The organism is Luteolibacter sp. Y139 (genome assembly GCF_038066715.1).
In the GTDB taxonomy this organism is placed as follows: Bacteria; Verrucomicrobiota; Verrucomicrobiia; order Verrucomicrobiales; family Akkermansiaceae; genus Haloferula; species Haloferula soli.
Genome location: NZ_JBBUKT010000004.1, coordinates 450,243 through 471,677, shown reverse-complemented (window position 1 = coordinate 471,677; position 21,435 = coordinate 450,243). Strand labels below are relative to the sequence as shown.

At 62.0% G+C, this 21,435-nt stretch carries 13 protein-coding genes and 2 pseudogenes; 6 read left to right on the top strand and 9 right to left on the bottom strand.

Annotated features, from left to right (window positions below; translation table 11 throughout):
* Nucleotides 1–2 precede the first annotated feature (2 nt).
* Nucleotides 3–2,255, top strand: coding sequence for an alginate lyase family protein (locus WKV53_RS13015; protein WP_341405035.1), 2,253 nt, complete (start codon nt 3–5; stop codon nt 2,253–2,255).
* Between the two features lie 179 nt (nt 2,256–2,434).
* On the opposite strand, the gene WKV53_RS13010 is transcribed toward WKV53_RS13015, so the two are convergent.
* Nucleotides 2,435–2,761, bottom strand: a complete 327-nt coding sequence (locus tag WKV53_RS13010; RefSeq protein ID WP_341405034.1) for a YegP family protein — start codon at nt 2,759–2,761, stop codon at nt 2,435–2,437.
* A gap of 125 nt (nt 2,762–2,886) precedes the next feature.
* Between WKV53_RS13010 and WKV53_RS13005 the strand changes: the two genes are divergently transcribed.
* Nucleotides 2,887–4,488, top strand: coding sequence for a thrombospondin type 3 repeat-containing protein (locus tag WKV53_RS13005; RefSeq protein WP_341405033.1), 1,602 nt, complete (start codon nt 2,887–2,889; stop codon nt 4,486–4,488).
* A gap of 721 nt (nt 4,489–5,209) precedes the next feature.
* Here the strand turns inward: WKV53_RS13005 and WKV53_RS28625 are convergent.
* From WKV53_RS28625 to WKV53_RS12995, 3 genes are read right to left on the bottom strand one after another with little or no spacing between them, the layout of a single operon-like run.
* Nucleotides 5,210–5,647 carry a ribosomal maturation YjgA family protein gene (locus WKV53_RS28625; protein ID WP_345789655.1) on the bottom strand — a complete coding sequence of 146 codons (438 nt, stop codon included), beginning with the start codon at nt 5,645–5,647 and terminating at the stop codon, nt 5,210–5,212.
* A gap of 51 nt (nt 5,648–5,698) precedes the next feature.
* Nucleotides 5,699–6,379, bottom strand: a complete 681-nt coding sequence (locus WKV53_RS13000) for a DUF1294 domain-containing protein (RefSeq protein WP_341405032.1) — start codon at nt 6,377–6,379, stop codon at nt 5,699–5,701.
* Nucleotides 6,376–7,296 (bottom strand): nuclease-related domain-containing protein, encoded by a 921-nt coding sequence (locus tag WKV53_RS12995; RefSeq protein ID WP_341405031.1) that lies wholly within the window; start codon nt 7,294–7,296, stop codon nt 6,376–6,378. Before WKV53_RS12995 ends, WKV53_RS13000 begins: the two co-directional genes overlap by 4 nt.
* A gap of 413 nt (nt 7,297–7,709) precedes the next feature.
* On the opposite strand from WKV53_RS12995, the gene WKV53_RS12990 reads away from it, so the two are divergent.
* The 3 genes from WKV53_RS12990 (at nt 7,710) to WKV53_RS12980 (ending at nt 9,211) form a co-directional block, all read left to right on the top strand.
* The gene (locus tag WKV53_RS12990; protein ID WP_341405030.1) at nt 7,710–8,222 is read left to right on the top strand and encodes a hypothetical protein; all 513 of its coding nucleotides are present in this window, start codon (nt 7,710–7,712) and stop codon (nt 8,220–8,222) included.
* 142 nt (nt 8,223–8,364) lie between these two features.
* A complete protein-coding gene (locus tag WKV53_RS12985; RefSeq protein ID WP_341405029.1) occupies nt 8,365–8,787 on the top strand; it encodes an OsmC family protein in 423 nt (140 codons plus the stop codon).
* A 73-nt stretch (nt 8,788–8,860) separates the two neighbouring features.
* Entirely contained in the window at nt 8,861–9,211 is a 351-nt protein-coding gene (locus WKV53_RS12980) for an FEKKY domain-containing protein (RefSeq protein ID WP_341405028.1), read from the top strand.
* Between the two features lie 36 nt (nt 9,212–9,247).
* Here WKV53_RS12980 and WKV53_RS12975 read toward each other — a convergent pair whose 3' ends face one another.
* The 3 genes and pseudogenes from WKV53_RS12975 to WKV53_RS28710 form a co-directional block, all read right to left on the bottom strand.
* Nucleotides 9,248–9,946: a hypothetical protein gene (locus WKV53_RS12975; protein WP_341405027.1), complete on the bottom strand. Its 699-nt coding sequence runs from the start codon at nt 9,944–9,946 to the stop codon at nt 9,248–9,250.
* 169 nt (nt 9,947–10,115) lie between these two features.
* Nucleotides 10,116–11,417, bottom strand: a pseudogene (locus WKV53_RS28715) (LamG-like jellyroll fold domain-containing protein); the annotation flags it as partial.
* A 48-nt stretch (nt 11,418–11,465) separates the two neighbouring features.
* Nucleotides 11,466–13,700, bottom strand: a pseudogene (locus WKV53_RS28710) (LamG-like jellyroll fold domain-containing protein); the annotation flags it as partial.
* Between the two features lie 981 nt (nt 13,701–14,681).
* Between WKV53_RS28710 and WKV53_RS12965 the strand changes: the two are divergent.
* On the top strand, nt 14,682–18,209 hold the full coding sequence (locus tag WKV53_RS12965) for a LamG-like jellyroll fold domain-containing protein (RefSeq protein ID WP_341405025.1): 3,528 nt from the start codon (nt 14,682–14,684) through the stop codon (nt 18,207–18,209).
* A 142-nt stretch (nt 18,210–18,351) separates the two neighbouring features.
* Here the strand turns inward: WKV53_RS12965 and WKV53_RS12960 are convergent, their stop codons facing one another.
* Both WKV53_RS12960 and WKV53_RS12955 read right to left on the bottom strand, forming a co-directional pair.
* The gene (locus WKV53_RS12960; RefSeq protein ID WP_341405024.1) at nt 18,352–20,478 is read right to left on the bottom strand and encodes a serine/threonine protein kinase; all 2,127 of its coding nucleotides are present in this window, start codon (nt 20,476–20,478) and stop codon (nt 18,352–18,354) included.
* A gap of 222 nt (nt 20,479–20,700) precedes the next feature.
* On the bottom strand, nt 20,701–21,258 hold the full coding sequence (locus tag WKV53_RS12955) for an ECF-type sigma factor (protein ID WP_341405023.1): 558 nt from the start codon (nt 21,256–21,258) through the stop codon (nt 20,701–20,703).
* Nucleotides 21,259–21,435: the final 177 nt, after the last annotated feature.

Here is a 21,435-nt window from a genome sequence, read left to right as displayed (position 1 = left end):
TCATGACCTCCCTTCGCACGCTGCTCTTCTCCCTCTGCCTTCTCGCGCCAGCCCTCGCCCGCGACTTCATCCACCCCGGTGGCCTCCACACCCAGGCCGACTTCGACCGCATGAAGACCAAGGTCGCCGCCAAGGAGCACCCATGGATCGATGGCTGGGAAACCCTTCTCAAGGACCGCAAGGCCGCCAGCGACTACAAGGCCGCACCCCACCCCCACATGGCCAGCCGCCAGCGCGCGCAGGACGACGCCACCGCCGCCTACCTCAATGCCCTCCGCTGGGTCATCTCCGGCGAAAAGGACCACGCCGAGTGCGCCGTGCGCATTCTCAACGGTTGGGCCTCCACCGTGAACGAACTTCCCAAGGGCCCAGACCAACCCGGCCTCAGCGGCATCCCCATCGGCAGCTTCGCCCTCGCCGCCGAAGTCCTGCGCACCTACCCCGGCTGGTCCGCCGCCGATCAGGACAAGTTCAAGCACCTCCTGTTAGACTACTTCTACCCCGTCTGCCACGACTTCCTCGTCCGCCACAATGGATCAGAGGACAACAACTACTGGGCCAACTGGGACACCTGCAATCTCCGCGCCATCCTCGCCATCGGCGTCTTCTGCGATGACTCCGCGAAGTTCGATGAAGCCGTCGACTACTTCAAGAACGGCCGCGGCATGGGCTCGCTCAAGAACGCCGTTCCCTTCCTCTACCCCGGCGGCCTCGGCCAATGGCAGGAAAGCGGCCGCGACCAGGCCCACGCCATGGGCGGCATGGGTCTCCTCGTCGAAACCTGCCAGGTCGCCTGGAACCAAGGCCTCGACCTCTTCAGCCACGACAACAACCGCCTCCTCGCCGCCGGCGAATACACCGCGCAGTTCACGCTCTGGAAAGGCGTCCCCTACACCTTCTACACCAACGACGACCGCGCCAACCAGTACTACATCTCTCGTAATTACAAGGGCCGCCTCCTCACCTCGCACTTCGAGCTGATGTACAATCACTACGTCGTCCGCCAGAAGCTCAAGGCCCCTCAAGTCCAGCTCCTCGCCGAACTCCGCCGCCCCGAACCCGGCGAGGTCGATGTCTTCGGCTACGGCACCCTCACCTACACCCTCGATGCCAAGGCCTCGCCTCTAACAACCGCCCCGCCTCCCACCCCGCGCGAAGTCACCGCCACCCCCGGCATCAATCGCATTGAGCTGAAATGGTCTCCTTCCGGCGCTTACACCGCCCACGGCTACGAAGTCACCCGCGCCACCTCACCCGGCGGCCCCTTCAAGTCCATCTACTCCACCAACGTCTGGACCACGCCCACCTACACCGACACCGATGTCGAGCCCGGCAAGACCTACCACTACACCATCGCCGCTCTCAATAACGCCGGCAAAAGCCAGCCCTCCACCCCCACCAGCGCCGAACCCGCCAAGCCCGGCCCCTTGCCCCCCGCCTTCCAATCCACCTCCATCGCAGACACCTCCTTCTCAGACGCCGCCGGCCACTCCTTCATCGTCCCCGCCACCGGCAAGGCCATCGATGGCAGCTTCACCGGCACCCCCATCGAAGGCGACTTCGACCTCACCGCCCGCCTCGTCGAATGGCGCGGCCCCGTCGGCATGATGGGCATCATTGTTAGAGACAGCGACAGCAAGTCCCCGCGCATCGCCGCCATGACCCTCGGCGATGCCGGCGGCCGCCAGGCCCGCTTCCGCACTCGCGATGACAAGGGCAAGGTCACCACCAAGCCCGGCAACGACTACACTTGGCTCCCCGTCTGGTTCCGCCTCCAACGCCACGGCGACGACTTCACCGCCTACCAATCACCCGATGGCATCGAGTGGTTCGAAGTCGGCAAGAGCACCCTCAATCTCCCAACCGCCGCCCTAGCCGGCCTCCTCGTCAGCGCCGAAGGCAACCCGCCCGGCACCAAAAAAGAAGATCCCCCGCAAGGCCTCTTCGACCACGTCACCATCGAAAAGAACCTCCCCGCCCCACCACCATCCCCCGGCAATCTTAAAGCCACCAAAGTCTCCAACGACCTCATCCGCCTCGACTGGCCTCTAACAAACGACGCCACGCAACCGCCCATCTCCGGCATCAAAATCGAAGCCTCCCTCGACAACGCCCCCTTCTACGAAATCGCCGACCTCTCCCCCACCGCCACCAGCTTCGAAAACACCGGCCTCAAAAACCCCGCCGCCTTCCACTACCGCATCCGCACCTACCACCGCGGCGGCTACTCCCCTTACTCAAACGTCACCCCATAAGGAGCAACGACACTCCTGTCGTTGCACGGGGACGGCCCACTTCTCCAACCGTAGGCGCATTCGTGAGAATGCGGAAGCCAGTGCGACGTTCGCCCCACTGATCAATCCCGCGGCATCGCCAATGCCCCGCATCAGTCTTCTTCCTGAAAACTGAAAACTAGAACCTAGCAAACTTCACCTCACTCCTCCTTCACCGTCGTACTCGCACTGTTAGCCTGCACCGAGGCAATCCCATTATCCCTCCCCGCCTCGCTCGTATACATCTCGCTCGTCCCGATGATCTGCCCGTTCCCCGCCTTCAGCACGAAATACGGCTGCTTCGCCGACGAAGTCTTCTTCTCATAGTTCTTCGCATCCGGACCATTCTTCCGGACCGACTCGATCCCTCCTTCCGCCCCCGCCTTCGAGTCATAGCTCTGGCTGGTCAGAATCACCTCATGGTTCGCGGCAAGCAACGTGAAGCGGCACGACGCCCCACCCTTAAGTTTGTAATATCCTTGGGCCATACTCCCCTGTTAGCGCGTCGCCTCCCCACTGTCCAGCCGCCAGCGAACCGCCTCTTTATACCCCCGAAACCCCGGAAAACTCGGAACTTCATCCTCCCCGATTTTCCGGTAAGGTTCACGGCGTCATGAAGCTGCTCGCCGCCCGCCTCTTCTTCTGCCTGCTCCTCTTCCTCGGCCAAGCGCTCCCACTGCGCGCCGACAATGACAAGTTCGCCGAGGCCACCGACCTCGCCACCTTCGCCCTCCCCTACTACGGCTTCATCGGCGGCGGTGGCACCGCTGAAGCCGGCGAACCCGCCCACGCCGGCAGCCCCGCCGCGCATTCCTACTGGTTCCGCTGGACCCCCACCACCTCCGCCCCCTGCATCATCCGCGAGTTCCTCAATACCACGAATACCCGCATCGCCATCTACACCGGCAATACCCTCGCCACGCTCAACGTCGTCGCCCAGGGCACCGAACACGTCTTCTTTCCCACCACCGCCGGCGTCACCTACCGCATCGCCATCGACAGCGTCGGCGCGGATGTCTTCCAGTTCAAAACCTACCCTCCCGGCGGCACCGACGACCTCGCCAGCGCCACCCCCATCACCGGTGCCCTGCCACAGCGCCTGCATGGCAATAACGTCTTCGCCACCACCACCGCCGCCACCGATGAAGACTGGTATCCCTCCGCACCCCCACAAGCCACCGTCTGGTGGCGATGGACCGCCCCCGCCGCCGGCGCCATCCGTCTCGATTCCCGCCTCAGCGATTTCGAAACCCGCCTCACCGCCTACGAGCGAGCTCCCGGCGGCTCCCCCGTTCGCGTCTCCCTCGGCTTCTCCACCTGCGGCATGAAGGTGCAGGCAGGCTACGACTACCTATTCTGCATCGATGGCACCAACAACCGCGGCGAGATCGATTTCTGGCTCGAATCCATCCCCACCACCATCCCTCCGAATGACAACCTCGCCAACGCCACCAACCTCGGCTCCGCCCTGATCGCCTGCGATGGCGGCTGGATCTTCAATGCCACCGCCGAAACCGGCGTCCCGAATGAAACCATCACCCCATGGTCCTACGATCACACCCTCTGGTGGAAATGGACCTGCCCGCAGAGCGGCACCTACCGCTTCTCCCAGCTTGGCAGTGATGGCTCTGCCGGCATCTACGTCTTCACCGGCACTCCCGGCTCCCTCACCATGATCACCGGCCTCGATCTTCCGGAAGGTGTCCGCATCGAATCCATCACCGCCGGCACCACCTACTACATCCAGATCAAGGACTGGAAGTGGAGCGCCGTCCGCGCCGAGCTCAATATCCACCCCGCCGCCACCGAGCCGCGCTACTTCACCAACTTCGGCAGCCGCGGCTACTTCCGCCTCCTCGGCCCCCAACGCCACCCCGCCGCCGACCCCGATGGCGACGGCTTCTCAAACGAAATCGAATTCGCCTGCGGCACCAACCCCGAGGTCTACAACCCGAACGACCCCAACCTCCCCCGCCTCACGGTAAGCTCCGGCACCAAGACCTTCTCATGGGTAGAAGACTCCACCTACCTCACCACCACCCCCGGCCAGCCAATCTCCCTCAAAGCCCAAACCTCCACCAATCTCTCCCCCACCTGGCTCGACGCCACCGCCACTTCATCCAGCGGCGGCCGCAAAACCATCACCCTCCCCAACTCCACCCGAGCCTTCGCCCGCCTCAACCTCACCGACCCCAACTGGAACCCCACCCCATAAGCTTCCAATAAAAATAGCAGCCCTAAGGAGAGGGGACACTCCTGTCCCCTCTTTTTCTTTTTAATACTGCCACCAGTGGCACTTCACCAGCCCCTCGCGAAACATCCCCGCGATCCTCACCGGCTTCCCCTCACAATAAGGGAGCTCTTCACTTCCTAGGTCGCCGCGTGGGACGTCGGTTCTTCCGACGGCGGCCGTCCTTACGCCTCCCCTCTTTGAGATGTTGAGGAACTCTTTTCCGACGTCTGAAAAACTTCTCAAAGAACAACAAACACAAGCCAATCGCTTTGAGGTCAGAAAGGATACCAGCAAGCGAATCGATCAGTTGGAATAATGCGGTCACGCATATATGCCGGTGTCAAAAGCGATCACCCATTTTTCAGTCGAAGAACGCGCGACGTCGGAAGCCAAATGCGTCCATTTGGTAGGAACAAGCCACCCCAACTACCACCTGCGGTAGAATCCAAGTTTTTCTAGGTAATTTTGTAACACGCCTCTACGCGCGCGTATTTTGCCATAGATCCGACCAACTCAGCGTGCTGGAGGAAGCTATTGGGAGAAGAGGCCGTGAGCAGTATGACCTCCGTCATCACCAGCCGTTCGAGTTCCGCAGGAGGTCAATGTTAGAACACCGACCTTCCCCTGCCCTCACTCCTTCTCCGCGCTTCCTCTGCGACCTTTGCGTCTCTGCGGTTCGTTCCTTGCGCCGGTCCTGTGGCTTTCACTGATCAGACCGATCACTCGGCAATCTCCCGCCTTCCCTGAAAGCTGAACACTTCAAACCAGCAAACTTCTCCCCAACGACTCCCACCGCGACTCCAACAGCATAACAAATCAAATCCGTAGCCACCCACCCACGCCCCAACACCAATCCCCCCATCCTCGTCGCCCGGATCCCATCAATCCACTCCGCGTGATACAGCTGGCTCACCTCCACCCCGAACGAAATCCCCAGCGCCCCCGCCGCAATCTTCCAAATCTCCACCCGCGGAAACAAAAACCCCAATCCCAAAAACACCATCAACGCCCACAACGCATCCCCCGCATACTCCCTCACAAACACCGCCAAAAATTCCCTCCCCCACCCCGACCGCGACACCAGCCCCATCGCGATCACCACCACGATCCATCCTCCATACACCAGCCGGTTCCGCTGCATGGCACGGCAGCATAAGGAGTGCGGACGTTCTGTCCACGATACTCCCGTGCGTCACGAACGGGGAGATCCTGAAGGAACCTTCTTTTCCAGGACCTCGCTCAGCTCCCTCAACACCCGCCGGCTAAGAGCATGTCCCAGGATCACATCCACCGCCACGAGCTGATGGAGGATCACGATCGAAATAAAGATGAACTGGAACGAAACTTTCCTCGTCTTGTGCCGGAACCTCCGCTGCGCCAGGAACGCCCCCGGCCAACCGCCAAGCAATTCGATCAGATGAAGGCGTGCTTCCTTGATCCGCCATTGCCGGGATTCCGCCCGCCGTTTGTCGCTGCGATAGCAAATCCACGCCACCGCTGATGCGACTGCCATCACCGTCGGCACTTCCCATTTGGGCAGCGGCAAATACTCCGTGGAAAAGAGCGGCAGCACCAGCAAGGCCGCGAGCAATAGCCAAGCCCCCACACCGATCCTCCCCGTCGTCCTCACCAGACGCACCCGCTTGGCACAAGCCCTGCCCTGCACATCCACTCCTGTCGTGAACGTCACCTCATCCCCCGCCACCGGACGAGGCTGCCCGCGCTCGAAATCCCTGATGTGTGCAAAGATCCGCAGCCCTTCCGCCTGCACCCACCCAAAGCCCCTCGCATCCTCCCATTGTGCCAGCCGACCCTTGCGTTGAGCTTCCTGACCCTGGTGGCCAGCCGTTGTTTGGTTTGTGGGCGCATTCATGCACTATCCACGTTTCGACAATGAGCCTCGATCCGATCAGCAATCATTCGTACCTCACTAGGGGGCAAAACGTCGCTCTGGGAAAACCTCGATATGCGGGCCGAAATACGCAGCGGATTAAGAACCAGAAGATCTGGAAACGCCTCCTCCTCGGTATACCAACCCGGCATGGCGATAATCGGATAGACCGGCACCCGACTTGGAGAGGTTCCGGTTAGGAATTTCGAAAGCTCATCTGCATTCTTTCTCACCTGCTTCAGGGGCTTCCGTTGCCGATGCCCTCCGGGAAGCAACAGCGCGTCACCATCCCCTCTCACTTTGTGCCTTTCATCTCCTTCCGGCAACTCACCATTGGGTTGGCGATACGTCTTGGTCTCCAAAACAAACACGCCAGCGGGACCTACCACAATATGATCAATATTGAAGTTCGTAGCATCGCCACCCGGTTTCATATCGAAAAGAAAATCGTGGAACACTCGATAACCCTGTCCGATGAGCTCGGATAGTTTTTCCGCCACGTAGCGTTCACCATCGAATCCCAGCCGGTAGTTCCGCAAGGTTTTCCGCAGCCCCTTGAGCTTGTTCCAGCGATGTCGCCCGCAGGCGAAACCTATTGCTGAAATTATCGTCCAGACGATTCCATTCATCCACCACGCTTGGAAAGTGAAGACCATGATTGCACCGCCCGTGCACGCTGTGGTTACAGCAAGGACCAGCCCCTGCTCCATGAACTCGTCGTGAAGTTCTTCGATCTTCAGGCGCAAGCTCTCTCCGGGAGGTCTGAGCAGCTTCTCCTTGAAGGGTGCCCGGCTCCGCCGCTTCTCCTCCGCAAAAATCCGGTCAATTTCGCGATGGAGAAAATACAATCCCCCTGCCATCACCCCAACGCCGACAAACATTCCAAGATGCAGATTCAAACGATCACTATGTTCGAGGTTCCTTCATACCCTTGGGCCACTTCCCGGGCACCGGAACAGTAGCGGACAAAGATCTAGAAAAAGATTAGTCGAAGGTTATGGCAAAGGATAAATACTGGAAAGCTGGCGCCGAAGCCTCACTTTTACCTACTAGCCTCGGTGAACGGCGCCTCCACCGGGTGGTCGTGGCAGCACCCTCATTTCCCTTTCCTCCCCCGATTTCTGGTCTCTATTGGAGCCTCACAATGAAGCCCCATCTCTTCACCCCTGCCCCTCTCGCCTTTGCCGCCACCCTCGCCGCCGCCTTGGTCATCCCGTCTGAGGCCAGAGACCCCGGGCCGCCCCCGACTTCCAGCACCTCTCGAAGCGCGGCACCCGCACAAAAAAAGCCCGCCCCGGCTCCCCGCCGCGGCATGCAAGCCCGCCCCGATCCCCGCTACCGCCCCGCCCTGAACTTCGGCGAGCTCCAGACCATCGCCGGCGAAGTCGCACGCGCCTCCGGTCGCAAGATCAACTGGCACCTCCGCCTCGGTGAAAACCCCGGCCCCCTCGTCCGCATCCGCGGCACCCAAGCCGACTGCACCATCTTCATCCACCCCCTCGCCGCAAAGAAAGTCCCCGCCAACACCTGGGCCTTCCTCTTCGGCCATGAGTTCGCCCATCTCACCGAAAAACTCGGCGCTCACACCGAAACCAACCCGGACATCGAACTGAAAGCCGACATCACCGGCTCCCGCTACGCCACCGCCGCCGGCTTCCGCCTCGATGCCTTCCTCGGCTGGGTCCTCACCGAGCCTAACAAGACCACCTCCTCCCACGGCACCCTTCACCGCCGCGTCGACGAAATCGCCAAGCGCTTCGGCATCCACCAAGCCGCCATCCGCGCCCAAGCCCAGCTCTACTCCGACTACCGAGCGAGACATTAAGGGGTGTCGACGTTCCGTCGACGCGTCCAAGCACCACATCCGTCGCCGAAACTCCCTTGCGAAACGGCAGCCGCCTGCTCTCCTCCACAGCGATTGCCGGTCACACCCGCAATCACTTCCCCAACCCCACTACCAACACACCATGAAACACAAAGCATCCGCCCAATGGCAGGGCTCCCTCAAGGAAGGCTCCGGCATCCTCAGCACCGGCTCCGGCGCACTCACCGCCAAGCCCTACTCCTTCAAGACCCGCTTCGAAGGCGAACCCGGCACCAACCCCGAAGAACTCATCGGCGCCGCCCACGCCGGCTGCTTCTCCATGGCCTTCTCCATGATCCTCGGCATGGCCGGCTTCACCCCCGAGAAAATCTCCACCACCGCCACCGTCTCGCTTGAGCCAAAGGACGGCGGATTCGCCATCACCGCCAGCCACCTCGACGTCACCGCCTCCATCCCCGGCATCGACGACGCCACCTTCCAGGACCTCGCCGCCAAGGCCAAGGCCGGCTGTCCCGTCTCCAAGGTTCTCAATGCCGAGATCACCATGGACGCGAAGTTGGGATAACCCCCTCGCACAAGCAGAGCCCGATTCGACCGGCTTGCCGTGACACGGCAGCCGGTTTATTTTTTCAGAAGCAGTGAAGCGAATCTTACTCCAGTCCCTGGCCATCGGCGCATTCCTCGCCTGCTGCGGATGCGGAAGCAGCGCATCTAGAAAAGGCAAGGCCGATGCACGCGCCGACATCGCCGCCGGCAAGCTCGGCCTCGAAACGGCCGGAATGGTCTCGCCCGGGATCGCCACCTACGAACGGCTTCTCTACGAACGCCATGGCATCCAAGTGCGCAGCGTCTCCGGCTGCGTCATCGACAAAAAGATCATGCAGCACATGGAAGCCTACAATGAAGTGATGAAGGCCGAGATCTCGCGCCGCTTCGGCGAGGATGCCCTTGAAAAGATCGCGGACGAGGCCCAGCGGCTCAAGCCTTGATCGCTCAAGCCTGCGAATGGATCGCGCTTCCCCACGTTACTCTTTCCCACTCCCGTCCTCGATCTCCTTCCTCTTCTTCAGATACCTCCCGAGGATGAACTCCTCATCCTCCTTGTCCTCGAAACCACGCTTCTTCTCCTCCGCGATGCACCAGTCGATGAACTCCGTGAACACCGACGCTCGCGAGCGATCCTTCACCGCTTCCACCCACGCCTCCATCCCGCCGCGGATCTTGATGTAGTCCTCGATCCTCAGCGGATGGTGCGCCTTGCCCTCTGCATTCTCCCGCAGTTTGTAGCCACTCACCCAGGCCAGGTCATTCGTCAGCACGAACTCGTGGATAGCTTCGCCCACCGAGTGGTTCATCCAGCCTTGTCCGTTGATCCCGGAAACGAACGGCTGGTCGCTATAGGAATACCGGTCGTCATCCAAATGCTTCAGCAAGTGCGGAAACGCCGATGGCCCCAGCTCCTGAAGCTTGCGAATCGACGCCTCCACCTCCGCTGTCGCATAGCGCCCCGACATCGACACCAGCCCCAGTCCACCCTCCTGCCCCAGCTCCTTCGGCTCCTCCGTGCTCGTCGGCGCCGGCGCAGGACGACGGGACACCAATCCCGCCACCAGTTCATCCACCGCCTTCGATCCCGAATCAGCGACGCTGACCGGCAATTCCTTCTCGCCCCCGATGGCTACCGGCGAAAGCAATAACAGCAGCGCGGAAAAGATCAGCTTCATGGGAGAGGAGGAATCCCATGAAACTATCGAACGGCTCCGTCGAGTCAAACTCCCGGCCAATGCGTAACGTCTTCCAAAGCCCCGCTTCCAGGACCGGCAACAACTCCAGAAACTCCAGTATGTATAGGAGACTGGAGTTTCTGGAGTAGCCTCGAAGGCCTACCCCGGATCACTCCTGCAGCACCCGCAGCCTCACGAATCCCTTGGCCGCATCATCGATCGGCACCTCATAGTACCAAGTGAAGACCTCAAAGTCGCCATCATCCACCGGCGCACCCGCCTGACTCACATTCGCCGCGGCCGCCGGCGTCCCCAGCTCCGCAAGCGTCGCCGCTCCCTCCGGAATCAACGTCACTCCCGGCCGGTCCTTGCGAATGCGCATGCTGAAGCCCAGGTAACTCTTGCTACCCGCCAGCCCCACCGCCGCCGCCGAAAGCCGGCTCGCCTGAGGCATCTGCCCGCTCCCTCCCGCTAGCGGATTCGAACCCTGCAGCCACTCGATCGCGTTGCTCAGCCCGTCCCCATCCGCATCCACCTCCGCACCGCTCTGCCCCGCGGTGAAGGCCTGGTTGATCGCCCACCAGTTGTAACCACGCGGCACCACCGTCGCGGCAGGCGGCACCGCCATCGCCTTCACCTCGTTCGCATTGAGCGCCCGCGTATAGATGCGGAAGTCATCGATCGCCCCGTTGAAAAGCGGATCCGGCCACTGGCTCTTGCCCAGGTAGTTCAGCGTCGGCGCCATGTTCGCCGGATCGATCGTGATCGCACCCGTCACCGCCGCCACGCCATTCACATACAGCGTGCCCGTATTGCCGGAAAGCACCACCACCACATGCGTCCACTCGCCCACCGCCGGCGACGCGGTCTCCAGCGTCTGCGGACTGGTATTCCCCGTCGTCGTGATCGTGAACCGCATCGTTCCATTGCCCGATCCCGGCGTCAGGAAGAAATTCTGCGTCGTGTTGTTGCCGAAGTCGAACACCCGCTGCCACGCATTCCCCCCATCCCACCGGAACCGCGCCACGAACGTGCAATCCGTTAGATCCGAGGCAATCCCCGACGGCAGTTGCAGGAAATCATCGGTCCCATCCAGATCCACCGCTTGGTCAAACACCCCCACCGTATAAACCGGCCCTCCCGTCGCCGTCGCGTTGATCCCGCCGACCGTCCCGCTCGCATTCCCATCCAGCTCCAGGTGCGCCCGCAGATCCGCCGGCGGCTGCACATTGAGCGTCAGATCCAGATCCGTCGAAATCACCCCGCCCGTCGTGGCCCGCACGCGGAAGGGCAGCGTCCCGCTGTCCGAACTACTAGGAACACCGGAGATCCGCCCATCCGCCTCCACCGTCAGCCACGCCGGCCCGCCCACCTTCGACCACGTCAGCGTCCCCGGCGAAACCGTCGCCGCGTTCGCAATCGAAGCCTCATAAGCCACCCCCGGCGTCGCCGTGGCCAGCACCAGCGGATTCACCGCCACCACCGGCGCATTGCCCGTCCGCAGCGTGTTGATCTCCGTCGCGGACAGCACCCGTTGGAAGACATTGAAGTCATCGATGCGCCCGCTGAAGTACGGATCCGCCGCATACATGCTCCGCCCCAGGTAATTCAACGTCGGCTTGATGTCAGACGGCTTGATTGTGATCCCCGTCTCGGTGTCCGCGAGGTTGCCATTCACGTAGAGCTTTCCCGTCCCCCCACCCAGCGTCACCGCCAGATGCGTCCATGTCCCGGTCGGCAGCACCGACGTCTCCAGCGCGCTCTCGGTGCCATTCTGATAGATCACGAAGCGCAGCGTGTTCGACCCCGACTTCGGCGTCAGGAAGAGATAGCTGCCCGTCCCATTCCCGAAATCAAAGATCCGCTGCCAATTGTTTCCACCACCCCACAGCACCCACGTCGCAATCGTGATCTCGTCCCCGGACGCGATCCCCTTCGGCAGCACCACATGGTCATCCGTGCCATCCAGTTGGATCGCCTGCCCTTTCTGCCCCGGCGCGTAAACCGGCCCTCCGACAAGCGTGGCATTCGCCGTGCCCGCCGCAGCCAGTGCATTGCTATTGAAAGCATACCTCGCCAGCGGATTGCCCGCACCCACCGCCACCGGAATCACGGCATCAGCAATCGCCCCACCACTGGAAGTCGCACGCACCAGCAACTGCCCCAAACCCGCATCCCCGATACGAGGCACCCCTGTGATCGAGCCATCCGCCGAAACCGAAATCCACCCCGGCCCGCTCAATTTGCTAAACGTCGCCGCCGGGCTACCTACCGCCAACTGCGACGCCAGCGCACCGCTGAAAAACTGATCCACCACCGGACTCCCGATCACCGGCGACGCCACGAACTGCGGCGCCATCGATACCGCCAGCGCGCTCACCTGCGCATCCGTCAGCGCATAGCTGTAGAAGCGCGCATCGTCTAACAAACCCGCAAACAGCGGATCCGGATACTGGCTCTTGCCCAGGTAATTCAGCTCGGTGCCGATCTGCGAGGGATTGTAAGTCATCGCCGCATTCGTGTTCACCAGCGCGCCGTTCACGAAGAGCTTCCCGGTATCGCCGGAAATCGTCACCGCCACATGCGTCCACACGCCCACGGGGAGCGTGGTGCCATTGAGCTGCTGCTCCGCACCGTTGTTATACTTGATTACGAATCGCAACGTGTTGTTCCCCGACCTCGGCGTCAGCATCAGGTTGTTCGCCTGCCCATTCCCCAAGTCGAAGATCCGCTGCCAATCATTCCCGCCGTTCCACTTCACCCACCCCGCGAAGGAGAAATCAGTGCTATCCCCCAGCTTCCCCGGCAGCATGAGGTAGTCATCCGTACCATCGAACGAAAGCGCCTTGCCATGCTTGCCCGCCACCAGCTTGGGCGTCCCATACACCACCGCGTTGTTACCGCTCTGCGTGTCGCGCACGTTGCCTTCAAAAAGATACGTGGCATTGCCCGAGTTCCCCGTGTTCGGCACCGCCTGCTGGTACGCCATCGGAGCCACGTGGTCGCGATACATGATGCCCATCGGCGTCAGCGCTCCCGAGTTGTTGTAAATCTGCCGGACCTCTTCCACCGCACTGTAGACCGAGTAGCGCTCGATCCACGGCGTGCTGTCCATCATGTTGACCATCGCCTCGATGACACTCTTGTTCTGATCGAAGGTCGGATCCGCATCCCCCGTCCAGTTCGCGCCGTTGTTGAACTCTGTCACCCAGATCGGCTTCCCGGTCGCGTCGTAGATGCTCTTCAGGTAATTGTAGAGATTCGTAGCCGCTCCCGAGGGATTATTGTTGTTGGGATAAGAGCGATAGTAGTGCACCGGCACATAATCCACCCGCTTCCCCGCAGCGTTCGCCTGGTTCATGAAATCCACGATCCACGAGTAGCCACCATCCGTGACCGCCGGCGCACCCACGCGCAGCCCCGTCCCTAACAACTCATCCCACTTCGCCACCGCATCGGTAGTCGACCCCTGCGGCGAGAGGTTCTTGTAGGCGTCCTCCACCGAGTTGTTAGGCTCGTTGAAACCCAGCACGTGATCCACCTGCTGCGTCTTGTAGACTCCCGCATTGCCAAGCCCCGGCCAATACGGCTGCTGCTTGATCAGCACATACTCCCAGTTCCGCGTGGAGTTCTGATTGTTGTTCCAGTTGTAGCGCCACGCCGCGTTCATCGCCACGGCATCCGTGTCACAAGTGCCCTTCTTGCTCACCCACCGCCACGGATAGACCCGCACGAAGCTCACCGTGCCATCCATGCCGCTCGGCATGAAGGACACCTCCAGATCACTATCCTGCGCCACGAAGTTCCGGCTCGCACCCGTGCCATTCTCATTCTCCGCAAAGGTCGCCGTGTAACCCCGCTTCAAAACAAAGGACCGCACGTTGTCGGCAAAAACTCCGAGCGCCTGATTGTTGTACTCCGTATAGGTGCTCAGCTTCGCCGAGGCCCCCGTCATCTGCGTGCCGGTGAAGACCTCCAGCGGCTTGAATGCGGCTCCCTGCGCCACCACCACCGCGCCATTGACGTACTGCACCACTCGCACATTCGTGTCCGCCACCGCCGTCGCCCCGTTCACCCGCAGCCGCGAGAGCAGCGTCGAGACCACGGTGGTCGGCGACACATTCTGGAAAAACACCCACGAGTCCTCCGAGTTCAGGTGGATTGTGCAGCCCGGAATCGGATCCCCGCTGCCGGTGATCGTCAGCTCGGAATGCCCCGTCATCGTCACCGTCGCCGAGGTCAGCGTCGCGTAGCTGGCTTTCTCATTGTCGAGCGTCTGCGCCCCTGCGCGACCGGCGAACACGAGGAACGCGGCCAGAAGGATCCGGCGCGGAAGGAGAAAAAAAGCGGACATTGAGTCTGGATTGGAGGTCGCCCGGGCGACCCGGAATTTGGGTTTCGGCCGGCTCGCGAGTCCGGCTTTTGACTGATTATCGTATTTTAGCTCAAGAACCCGACAAAGACGCACAATTTCACTGGCCCCCCTTTCTTCCGGAATTCCGTCGGGAACTGATGCTCCGAGGGTTGTGCGATTCTCACGAAAGAAAACACGTTTGACCCGTGGTATAAATTTCACACTGATGTCGGATTTCCGACCGGAATACCGCTCCTATCCGGAGAGGTGACCCGGGCCGTCTGCCGTTTCGGTGTTACCTTACCCAAGAACCCAAGCCCCATGTTGAAAACCCACCGGTCGAGCACTCGGCCCCAGCTTCGTATGCCCTCGTGCCCGGCCATGCCCGCGTCGCGAAAGGTCGCCGCATCGCTCGCCCTCGCGTTGGCCGCCGTCTCCCCGGCCAAGGCCGACATCACCTACTCCCTCAATATCGGTAATTCGGGGGAAGAGCAGCAGGTCGGCGCCTCCGTCACGACCGTCGCCGCCTTCCTCAATCAGGTCGGCTCCTTCAACAAGCACTGGAACGTCTACTACAGCTCCGGCATTCCCACCGCCCAGGCCAACTACAATGGCGACATGGGCTTCGGCGGCATCCGCAATGAACGCGTCGTTTTCCACGAAGGTTCCCACACCTTCGGCATGGGCACCCACGGGAACTACCCGGGCCTGATCGCCGGCGGCGTATGGAAGGGCAAGTATGGCAACCAAGCCGAGCTCGATACCTACCACGACTTCGGCGATGGCCTCCACGGCGACGGCCACGCCATCTGGCCCGGCGGCTTCAATTACGACAACGAGGACGGCTTCATCCAGCGCTACTGGCAGGCCCGCATCATGGCCGGCATCCGCACCGACATGGGCATCCTCTCCTACACCCGCGAGGCGCGGAATGAAGCCGTGGTGGTCGGCGATACCGCCGAGTTCCGCGTCGAGTCACCGTTGGCCGTCTCATGGCAGTGGTCTCGCAATGGCGTGAATCTCACCAATGGCGGCGACATCTCCGGCGCGAACACCGCCAAGCTGCGCATCGCCAATGCCAAGGCCACCGACGCCGGCACCTACCGCTGCACCGTCACCGGCGCGAATGAAACACTCATCAACCGCCCCCGCGAACTCTGGGTCTATCCCTCGTCGCAACTCGGCCAATGGAGTTTCAATGGCAATGCCACCGATAGCCTGAACTCGAATCACGGCACCGCCTTCGGCTCCCCCGCCTACGTCGCCGGACAAGTCGGCCAAGCCGTCGATCTCGATGGCACCGACGACTACATCGACCTGCCGGACGCGATGGGCCGCACCGCCGGCACCACCATCGCCACTTGGGTGAATTGGGACGGCGGCGGCGATTGGCAGCGCATCTTCGACTTCGGCACCGGGACCTACCAAAACTTCTTCCTCACCCCCAGGGCCGGCGGCGCAGGCATGCGGCTGTCGATCAAGGACGTCATCAATGGCAAAAACCAGGAGTATCAGGTCAATACCACTGCCCTGCCCACCGGCCAGTGGGTCCATCTCGCCGCCGTGATCAAGGGCGACTACATGACCCTCTACATGAACGGCAAGCCCGTCGGCTCCGCCTTCAATCTCGACGCCACTCCCGCCCACTTCCCCGCGACTAACAACTACATCGGCAAGAGCCAGTACGCAGACCCTCTCTTCAATGGCCGCGTCGATGACTTCCGCCTCTATGCCAAGGCTCTGAGCGGCGCGGAAATCTGGACCCTCTGGGGACAGAGCGCGAACCAGGCACCCGTCTTCACTTCAGACCCCATCACCCTGCCTTCGGGCAGTTCGCTGTCACCTTACACCGGGCAGACGCTCGCATCCTATGCCAGCGATCCGGATTCGAATCCCCTCACCTTCTCGAAGCTGAGTGGACCCGCATGGCTCACCGTCGCTGCGAATGGCACCCTCTCCGGCCAACCCACTTCGGCCGACGGCGGCACGAACAGCTTCGTCGTTCGCGTAACCGATCCCTCGGGCGCGACCTCGGACGCCACCGTACAAATCCCTGTCACCGCGCTTCTCCCCGCCCCCGTCACCACCAGCCTGACCGGCCCCGTCACCGATGCGGATGACGTCTACTACTTCTCTGGTAGTATTGCCGAGCCCGACACCATCAACGGCACCACCACCGCCACCGATAACGACGAGTCCACCTTCCTCGCCGAAAATCGCACGAGCAAAGGACAGACCTTCACCACCAAGTCGAATCCCCAGGGCTACTTCCTCCAGTCCTTCACCTTCCAGAATGTGAAGTGGCCGTCCGTCACCGCCCCCGGCACCGCCTATGACATCCAGCCGGGCGACCAGTGGGAGTTCCAGGTCGGCACCATGAGCGGCAATGTGAAAACGCCCATGCTGAGATACGCCGCCGCCTACGACGGCGCGGCTATCGTTGGCAGCGGCGATGCCGGCACCGGACGTTGGTTCACCTTCAATCTCTCCGGCCTCGGCATCCAGTTGGCCCCGAATACCACCTACTATTTCGAGGCCGCCCCGTTGTCCGGCGACCCCTTCTTCGAGCTGAATAGCTCGCGAACCGGCACCTACACCGGTGGCGCAGCCTTCCGCGGGAATGTCACCGGCACTCTCGGCACCAGCGTCATCCCGCTCACCGGTGACTACATCTTCCACGCGAATCTGGAAGCCAAGCCCAACCCGAATCCCTCCACTGTCGCCTACTGGAACTTCGAGGAAGGCACTTCCAACAGCTACGTCGCCTACAACCGCACCGCCGCCAACCAGTATGAAGGCAGCATCTTCGACCAGTCTGGTAACGCCAACAACCTCTCCGTCTGGACCAACAGCTGGGCCTGGTATCGCCCGCAGATCGCAGCACCCACCACGCCACAGACCGGCGTTGCGAATACCCTCAGCATGCAGAATGCCGGTGCCTATCCATCGCTCACCGCCATCAGCACCAGCCTGACAAGTTGGAGCCCGCAGCAGTGGACCATCGAGGCCGCCATCCGTCCCGATGACGCCACCAATGGCTACCAGACCTTCATCGGACGCGACAGCGTCGGCGCCTTCGCCGGAGAAACCGGCTTGGCCGCTTTCTATTTCCAGCTCACTCCCACCGGCGCCCTGCAAGTCTCCTTCAACGACGCCGCAGGCAACAACTGGAAGGCCACCTCCTCTGCCAATGCCATCCAGGACGCGAAGTGGCACGCCGTCGCCGCCACCTCCGATGGCCAGACGCTGAAGCTTTACTCGAAGAACATCACCAACGGCGACGCCAACTACACGCTTCTCGCCAGCACCAACATCTCCGCCAGCACCAACCCCGCACTCTCCACCGGTGCCGGCGATGGCGGCGACTGGGATCCCGGCGTCTTCACCGTCGGACGCGGCCTCTACAATGGCGGCCACACCGACCGCTACTTCGGCCACATCGATGACATTCGCATGAGCAATGGCGCGCTCGCCCCGGCTTACCTCCTCTACAGCCCGCTCATTCCCACCTTCGCGAATTGGATCATCGGCTATCCCGCCGTCGGAGCCCAGAACGGCTTCGATGACGACCCCGATCGCGACGGCCTCGCCAATGGCATCGAAGCCTTCCTCGGCAGCAGTCCCACCTCCAGAAACCAAGGCCTCCGCAACCTCGCCCGCACCGGTGCCACCACCCTCACCTTCCAGCATTCGCAGAATGCGTCGCTCCCCACCGACCTCACCGCGACCTATCGCTGGTCCACCGACCTCCAGAACTGGAACACCTCCGGTGCCACCCAAGGCGGAACCACCATCACCCTCACCCCCGCCCTCAATACCCCTCTAACAGGCACCACCACCGTCACCGCCAACATCACCGGCACCCAGCCTGCCAAGCTCTTCATCCAGCTCCAGGCCACCCAGCCGTGATGGATTGATTTAACGTAGGCGCGCTGGTGACAGCGCGGAACGGTCCCTCAAGCCCGGCCCACCCACAAGGTGCGCCGGGCTTCCCCTTAAGGGGTATCGACGTCCCGTCGACACCGCACGACCACATGTCCGCACTCCACCATCAAGGCCCCAGCGCCACCCCCGCCTCATCCACCAGCAGCTTCGCATTCACCCAATCAAACCAATACCCCCCAAACCCATCCCGGATCGCCCCGCTTCCCGCGATCGCCTTGTCAATCGGCTCATGCGCCATCTGGATCCCAAGCAACGCGTTCGCCTTCCGACCCTCCAGGCTATCGATCATCGCCAGGATCGACCGCACCGAAGCATCCTTCGGAAAATTCTCCCGCGGATACGATAGGCTTTGATGAAGCCACTTCGTCGCCTTCTGGAAATCCCCGTCGCGATAGCTCTTCAGCCCGAGCACGAAGCAACTCCAACCAGCGAGGTAAGGATCATTCGCGATCCATCCATTCGGATCGTTCACCGCCGATTCCACAAAGCTCGCCACTCTCGTCAGCTTCCGCAGCGTCTCCGGACTCGCCGGTTTCAAAAGCGATGCCTTCAACAATTGTTCCGCCACCTGCGGATTCTTCGTCCCGCCAAACCGCTGGATCGCAAAGTCCCGGAACGCATCATACTCCGCCATCTTGCCAGCGTAGCACAGCGCCGACGCCGCAGGCATGATGTGAAACGACACGCTGTTGTCATCCGAGTCATCCACCGATGTCCTCGCGTGAACAAACGACACAAAGCGATCCGCCGCAGGACCTGGCCGCCCCTCGCTCCAATGCCAATCCGCGACCTTGCGGAAACACTCGGCCGCCTCCAGCGACACCGGGGTGCGATCGATCGGAATCTCCGACAGCAGCCTGTCCGCCTCCGCGATATTACCGCGACCGAGTTGCACGGCAGCCGCCGCCACCTGCGCACGGAATTCCGCCGTTTCCCGGAGCTTCGTTTCCACCACCCGCGCTTCCTCGGCGACCCCGCTCAGCCGCATCTGCTCCTCACGCGCCGCCTTTTCCAAGAAGAACATCCGCATCGAAACCCCGAAGCCCGCCACCAGCGCCAACACCGATACGCTGCCAGCCGCGAATACCAGCTTGTTCCGCCGCACCAGCTTGCCCAGACGATAGCTGCGGCTCGGCGGACGCGCCATCACCGGCTCATCATTGAGCACCCGGATCACATCCGCCGCCAGACCATTCGCGGTATCATAGCGACGCCGGCGTTCCTTCGCCATCGCCTTCATCACGATCCAATCGAGATCACCCACCTTGTCACCGCCGTTACCTGACACCGTCGATGGCGGCGGCGGATCTTCTTCACGCAGGATGCGCCGCATTTCCTCGATCCCCGCCTGCGTCAGCCGCTTCGACTCGAATGGCGGCCGACACGCGACCAATTCATAAAGCAAGACGCCCAAGCTATAAATATCACTGCGCGTATCGATGTCCACCCCACCTTCCGCCTGCTCCGGACTCATGTAAGCCGGCGTCCCCACAAACTGCCCCACCACCGTGAATGTCGCATCTCCCGACGGACTCGCCGCCGTCGCCTTCGCAATGCCGAAGTCGATCACCTTCGGCTCCGCCACCCCGTCACGCGATCGCACTAGCACATTGGATGGCTTGATGTCGCGATGGATCACGCCCTTCTGGTGGGCATGTTGGATCGCCTGGCAAACCTTCACGAAAAGCTCCAGCCGTTGCCGCAGATCCATACCCTGCGCCGTGCACAGCTCCGTGATCCGCTCGCCATCCACCAGCTCCATCACAAAGTACGGCCGCCCCGATCCCGTCGCCCCCGCATCCAACACGCGGGCAATGTTAGGATGATCCATCAGCGCCAGCGCCTGCCGCTCCGCCCGGAAGCGCGCGATCACATTCTCCGTGTCCATCCCCAGCCGGATGATCTTCAGCGCCACCTTCCGCTTCACCGGCTCCAGCTGCTCTGCGAGATAAACCACCCCACAGCCACCTTCCCCGATCCGCTCGATCAAACGATAGCGCCCGATCGTCCCGCCAATCCCCTCGCTGCTGCCATCGGCCACAGCCTCGGGCCCCACCTCCGGCTGCAGGTCGAAGAAACTCTCCGCCGACGTTTCCAACCCTAACAGATCCTCCAGCTGCTTCCGCACCCCCGGATCCGCCGTCGCGATGAACTCCAGAAAGCGCTGCCGCTCCTCCGGCCGGGAAAACCCGGCCGCGGCGGAAAACAGCACCTTCTCGAGAAACGGTTCCATCAGCTCGTAACGTGACGAACGCCGCAAGCCGGAGCCATTGGCAATCCCCAAGTGTGGCCTCTCCTGCCGCCCCGGTCTCTCGGAAAATGAAGTCCCCATGCTGCTTGGTTCCTGCGCCATTGGTTCGCTGCCGGTCACCCCGGCCACTCCCTCATCGCATACCAGCGGATTTCCCTGCGCCGATCCGACAGCCCTTTCTCAACTTTCCGCAAAAAAAGAGGATCACCCCTCATCCCGGATCATCTGCAGCAGCTTCGTCCGCGCATACGCCCACTGCCTCTCAATCGTCCGCTCGGTCACCCCATCCATCTCCGCGATCTCCTTGTTCGTCAGCCCCCCGAAAAACTTCAGCGTGATCACCCGTGCGCTGTCCGGATCCCGCTCCTCCATCCGGTCCATCATCTCATCCACCAGCAGCACCCGCTCGTCCACCGACGGCCCCTCGATGTCCAGGTCCTGGATATCCAGCACCTCCTTCCCCTCTCCACGCTTCAGGCTCCCCTTCGCCCGCGCCCGGTCCACCAGGATTCGCCGCATCGCCTGCGCCGCCGCACGGAAGAAATGCGCGCGATCATTCCACTTCATCTCCTCATCACCGGACAGCCGCAGGTAGGCCTCGTGCACCAGCGCCGTCGCCTGAAGGGTCTGCCCCTCCCGTTCGGATGCCAGGCCGCGCGCCGCCAAAGCCCGCAGCTCGTCATACACGAGCGGGAGCAGCTCGGATGAAACTTGGCCGCCATGCTGGCTGGCGGCTTCGAGAATACGGCGGATGTCGTTCAAGCGAGGGTTTCCCCGTCTACTAAGGCTCAACGCGAAAGCTGTCCACTGGCAGTCACCTTTATCACTGCCATCACATTTTCCTGTCGGCTTTCGCGTCGCGATCTCGCCTCTTGGTATGGAATGGGCGGACCTTTCGATGGGTCGGGGTGTCCGTCCTACACTCTCCGGATACCGAGC

Excerpts from the sequence above, each read along its gene's own strand:
- WKV53_RS13015 (WP_341405035.1), top strand. The coding sequence starts at position 3 with ATGACCTCCCTTCGCACGCTGCTCTTCTCCCTCTGCCTTCTCGCGCCA.
- WKV53_RS13010 (WP_341405034.1), bottom strand. The coding sequence starts at position 2,761 with ATGGCCCAAGGATATTACAAACTTAAGGGTGGGGCGTCGTGCCGCTTC.
- WKV53_RS13005 (WP_341405033.1), top strand. The coding sequence starts at position 2,887 with ATGAAGCTGCTCGCCGCCCGCCTCTTCTTCTGCCTGCTCCTCTTCCTC.
- WKV53_RS28625 (WP_345789655.1), bottom strand. The coding sequence starts at position 5,647 with ATGCAGCGGAACCGGCTGGTGTATGGAGGATGGATCGTGGTGGTGATC.
- WKV53_RS13000 (WP_341405032.1), bottom strand. The coding sequence starts at position 6,379 with ATGAATGCGCCCACAAACCAAACAACGGCTGGCCACCAGGGTCAGGAA.
- WKV53_RS12990 (WP_341405030.1), top strand. The coding sequence starts at position 7,710 with ATGCAAGCCCGCCCCGATCCCCGCTACCGCCCCGCCCTGAACTTCGGC.
- WKV53_RS12985 (WP_341405029.1), top strand. The coding sequence starts at position 8,365 with ATGAAACACAAAGCATCCGCCCAATGGCAGGGCTCCCTCAAGGAAGGC.
- WKV53_RS12975 (WP_341405027.1), bottom strand. The coding sequence starts at position 9,946 with ATGAAGCTGATCTTTTCCGCGCTGCTGTTATTGCTTTCGCCGGTAGCC.
- WKV53_RS12965 (WP_341405025.1), top strand. The coding sequence starts at position 14,682 with ATGCCCGCGTCGCGAAAGGTCGCCGCATCGCTCGCCCTCGCGTTGGCC.
- WKV53_RS12960 (WP_341405024.1), bottom strand. The coding sequence starts at position 20,478 with ATGGAACCGTTTCTCGAGAAGGTGCTGTTTTCCGCCGCGGCCGGGTTT.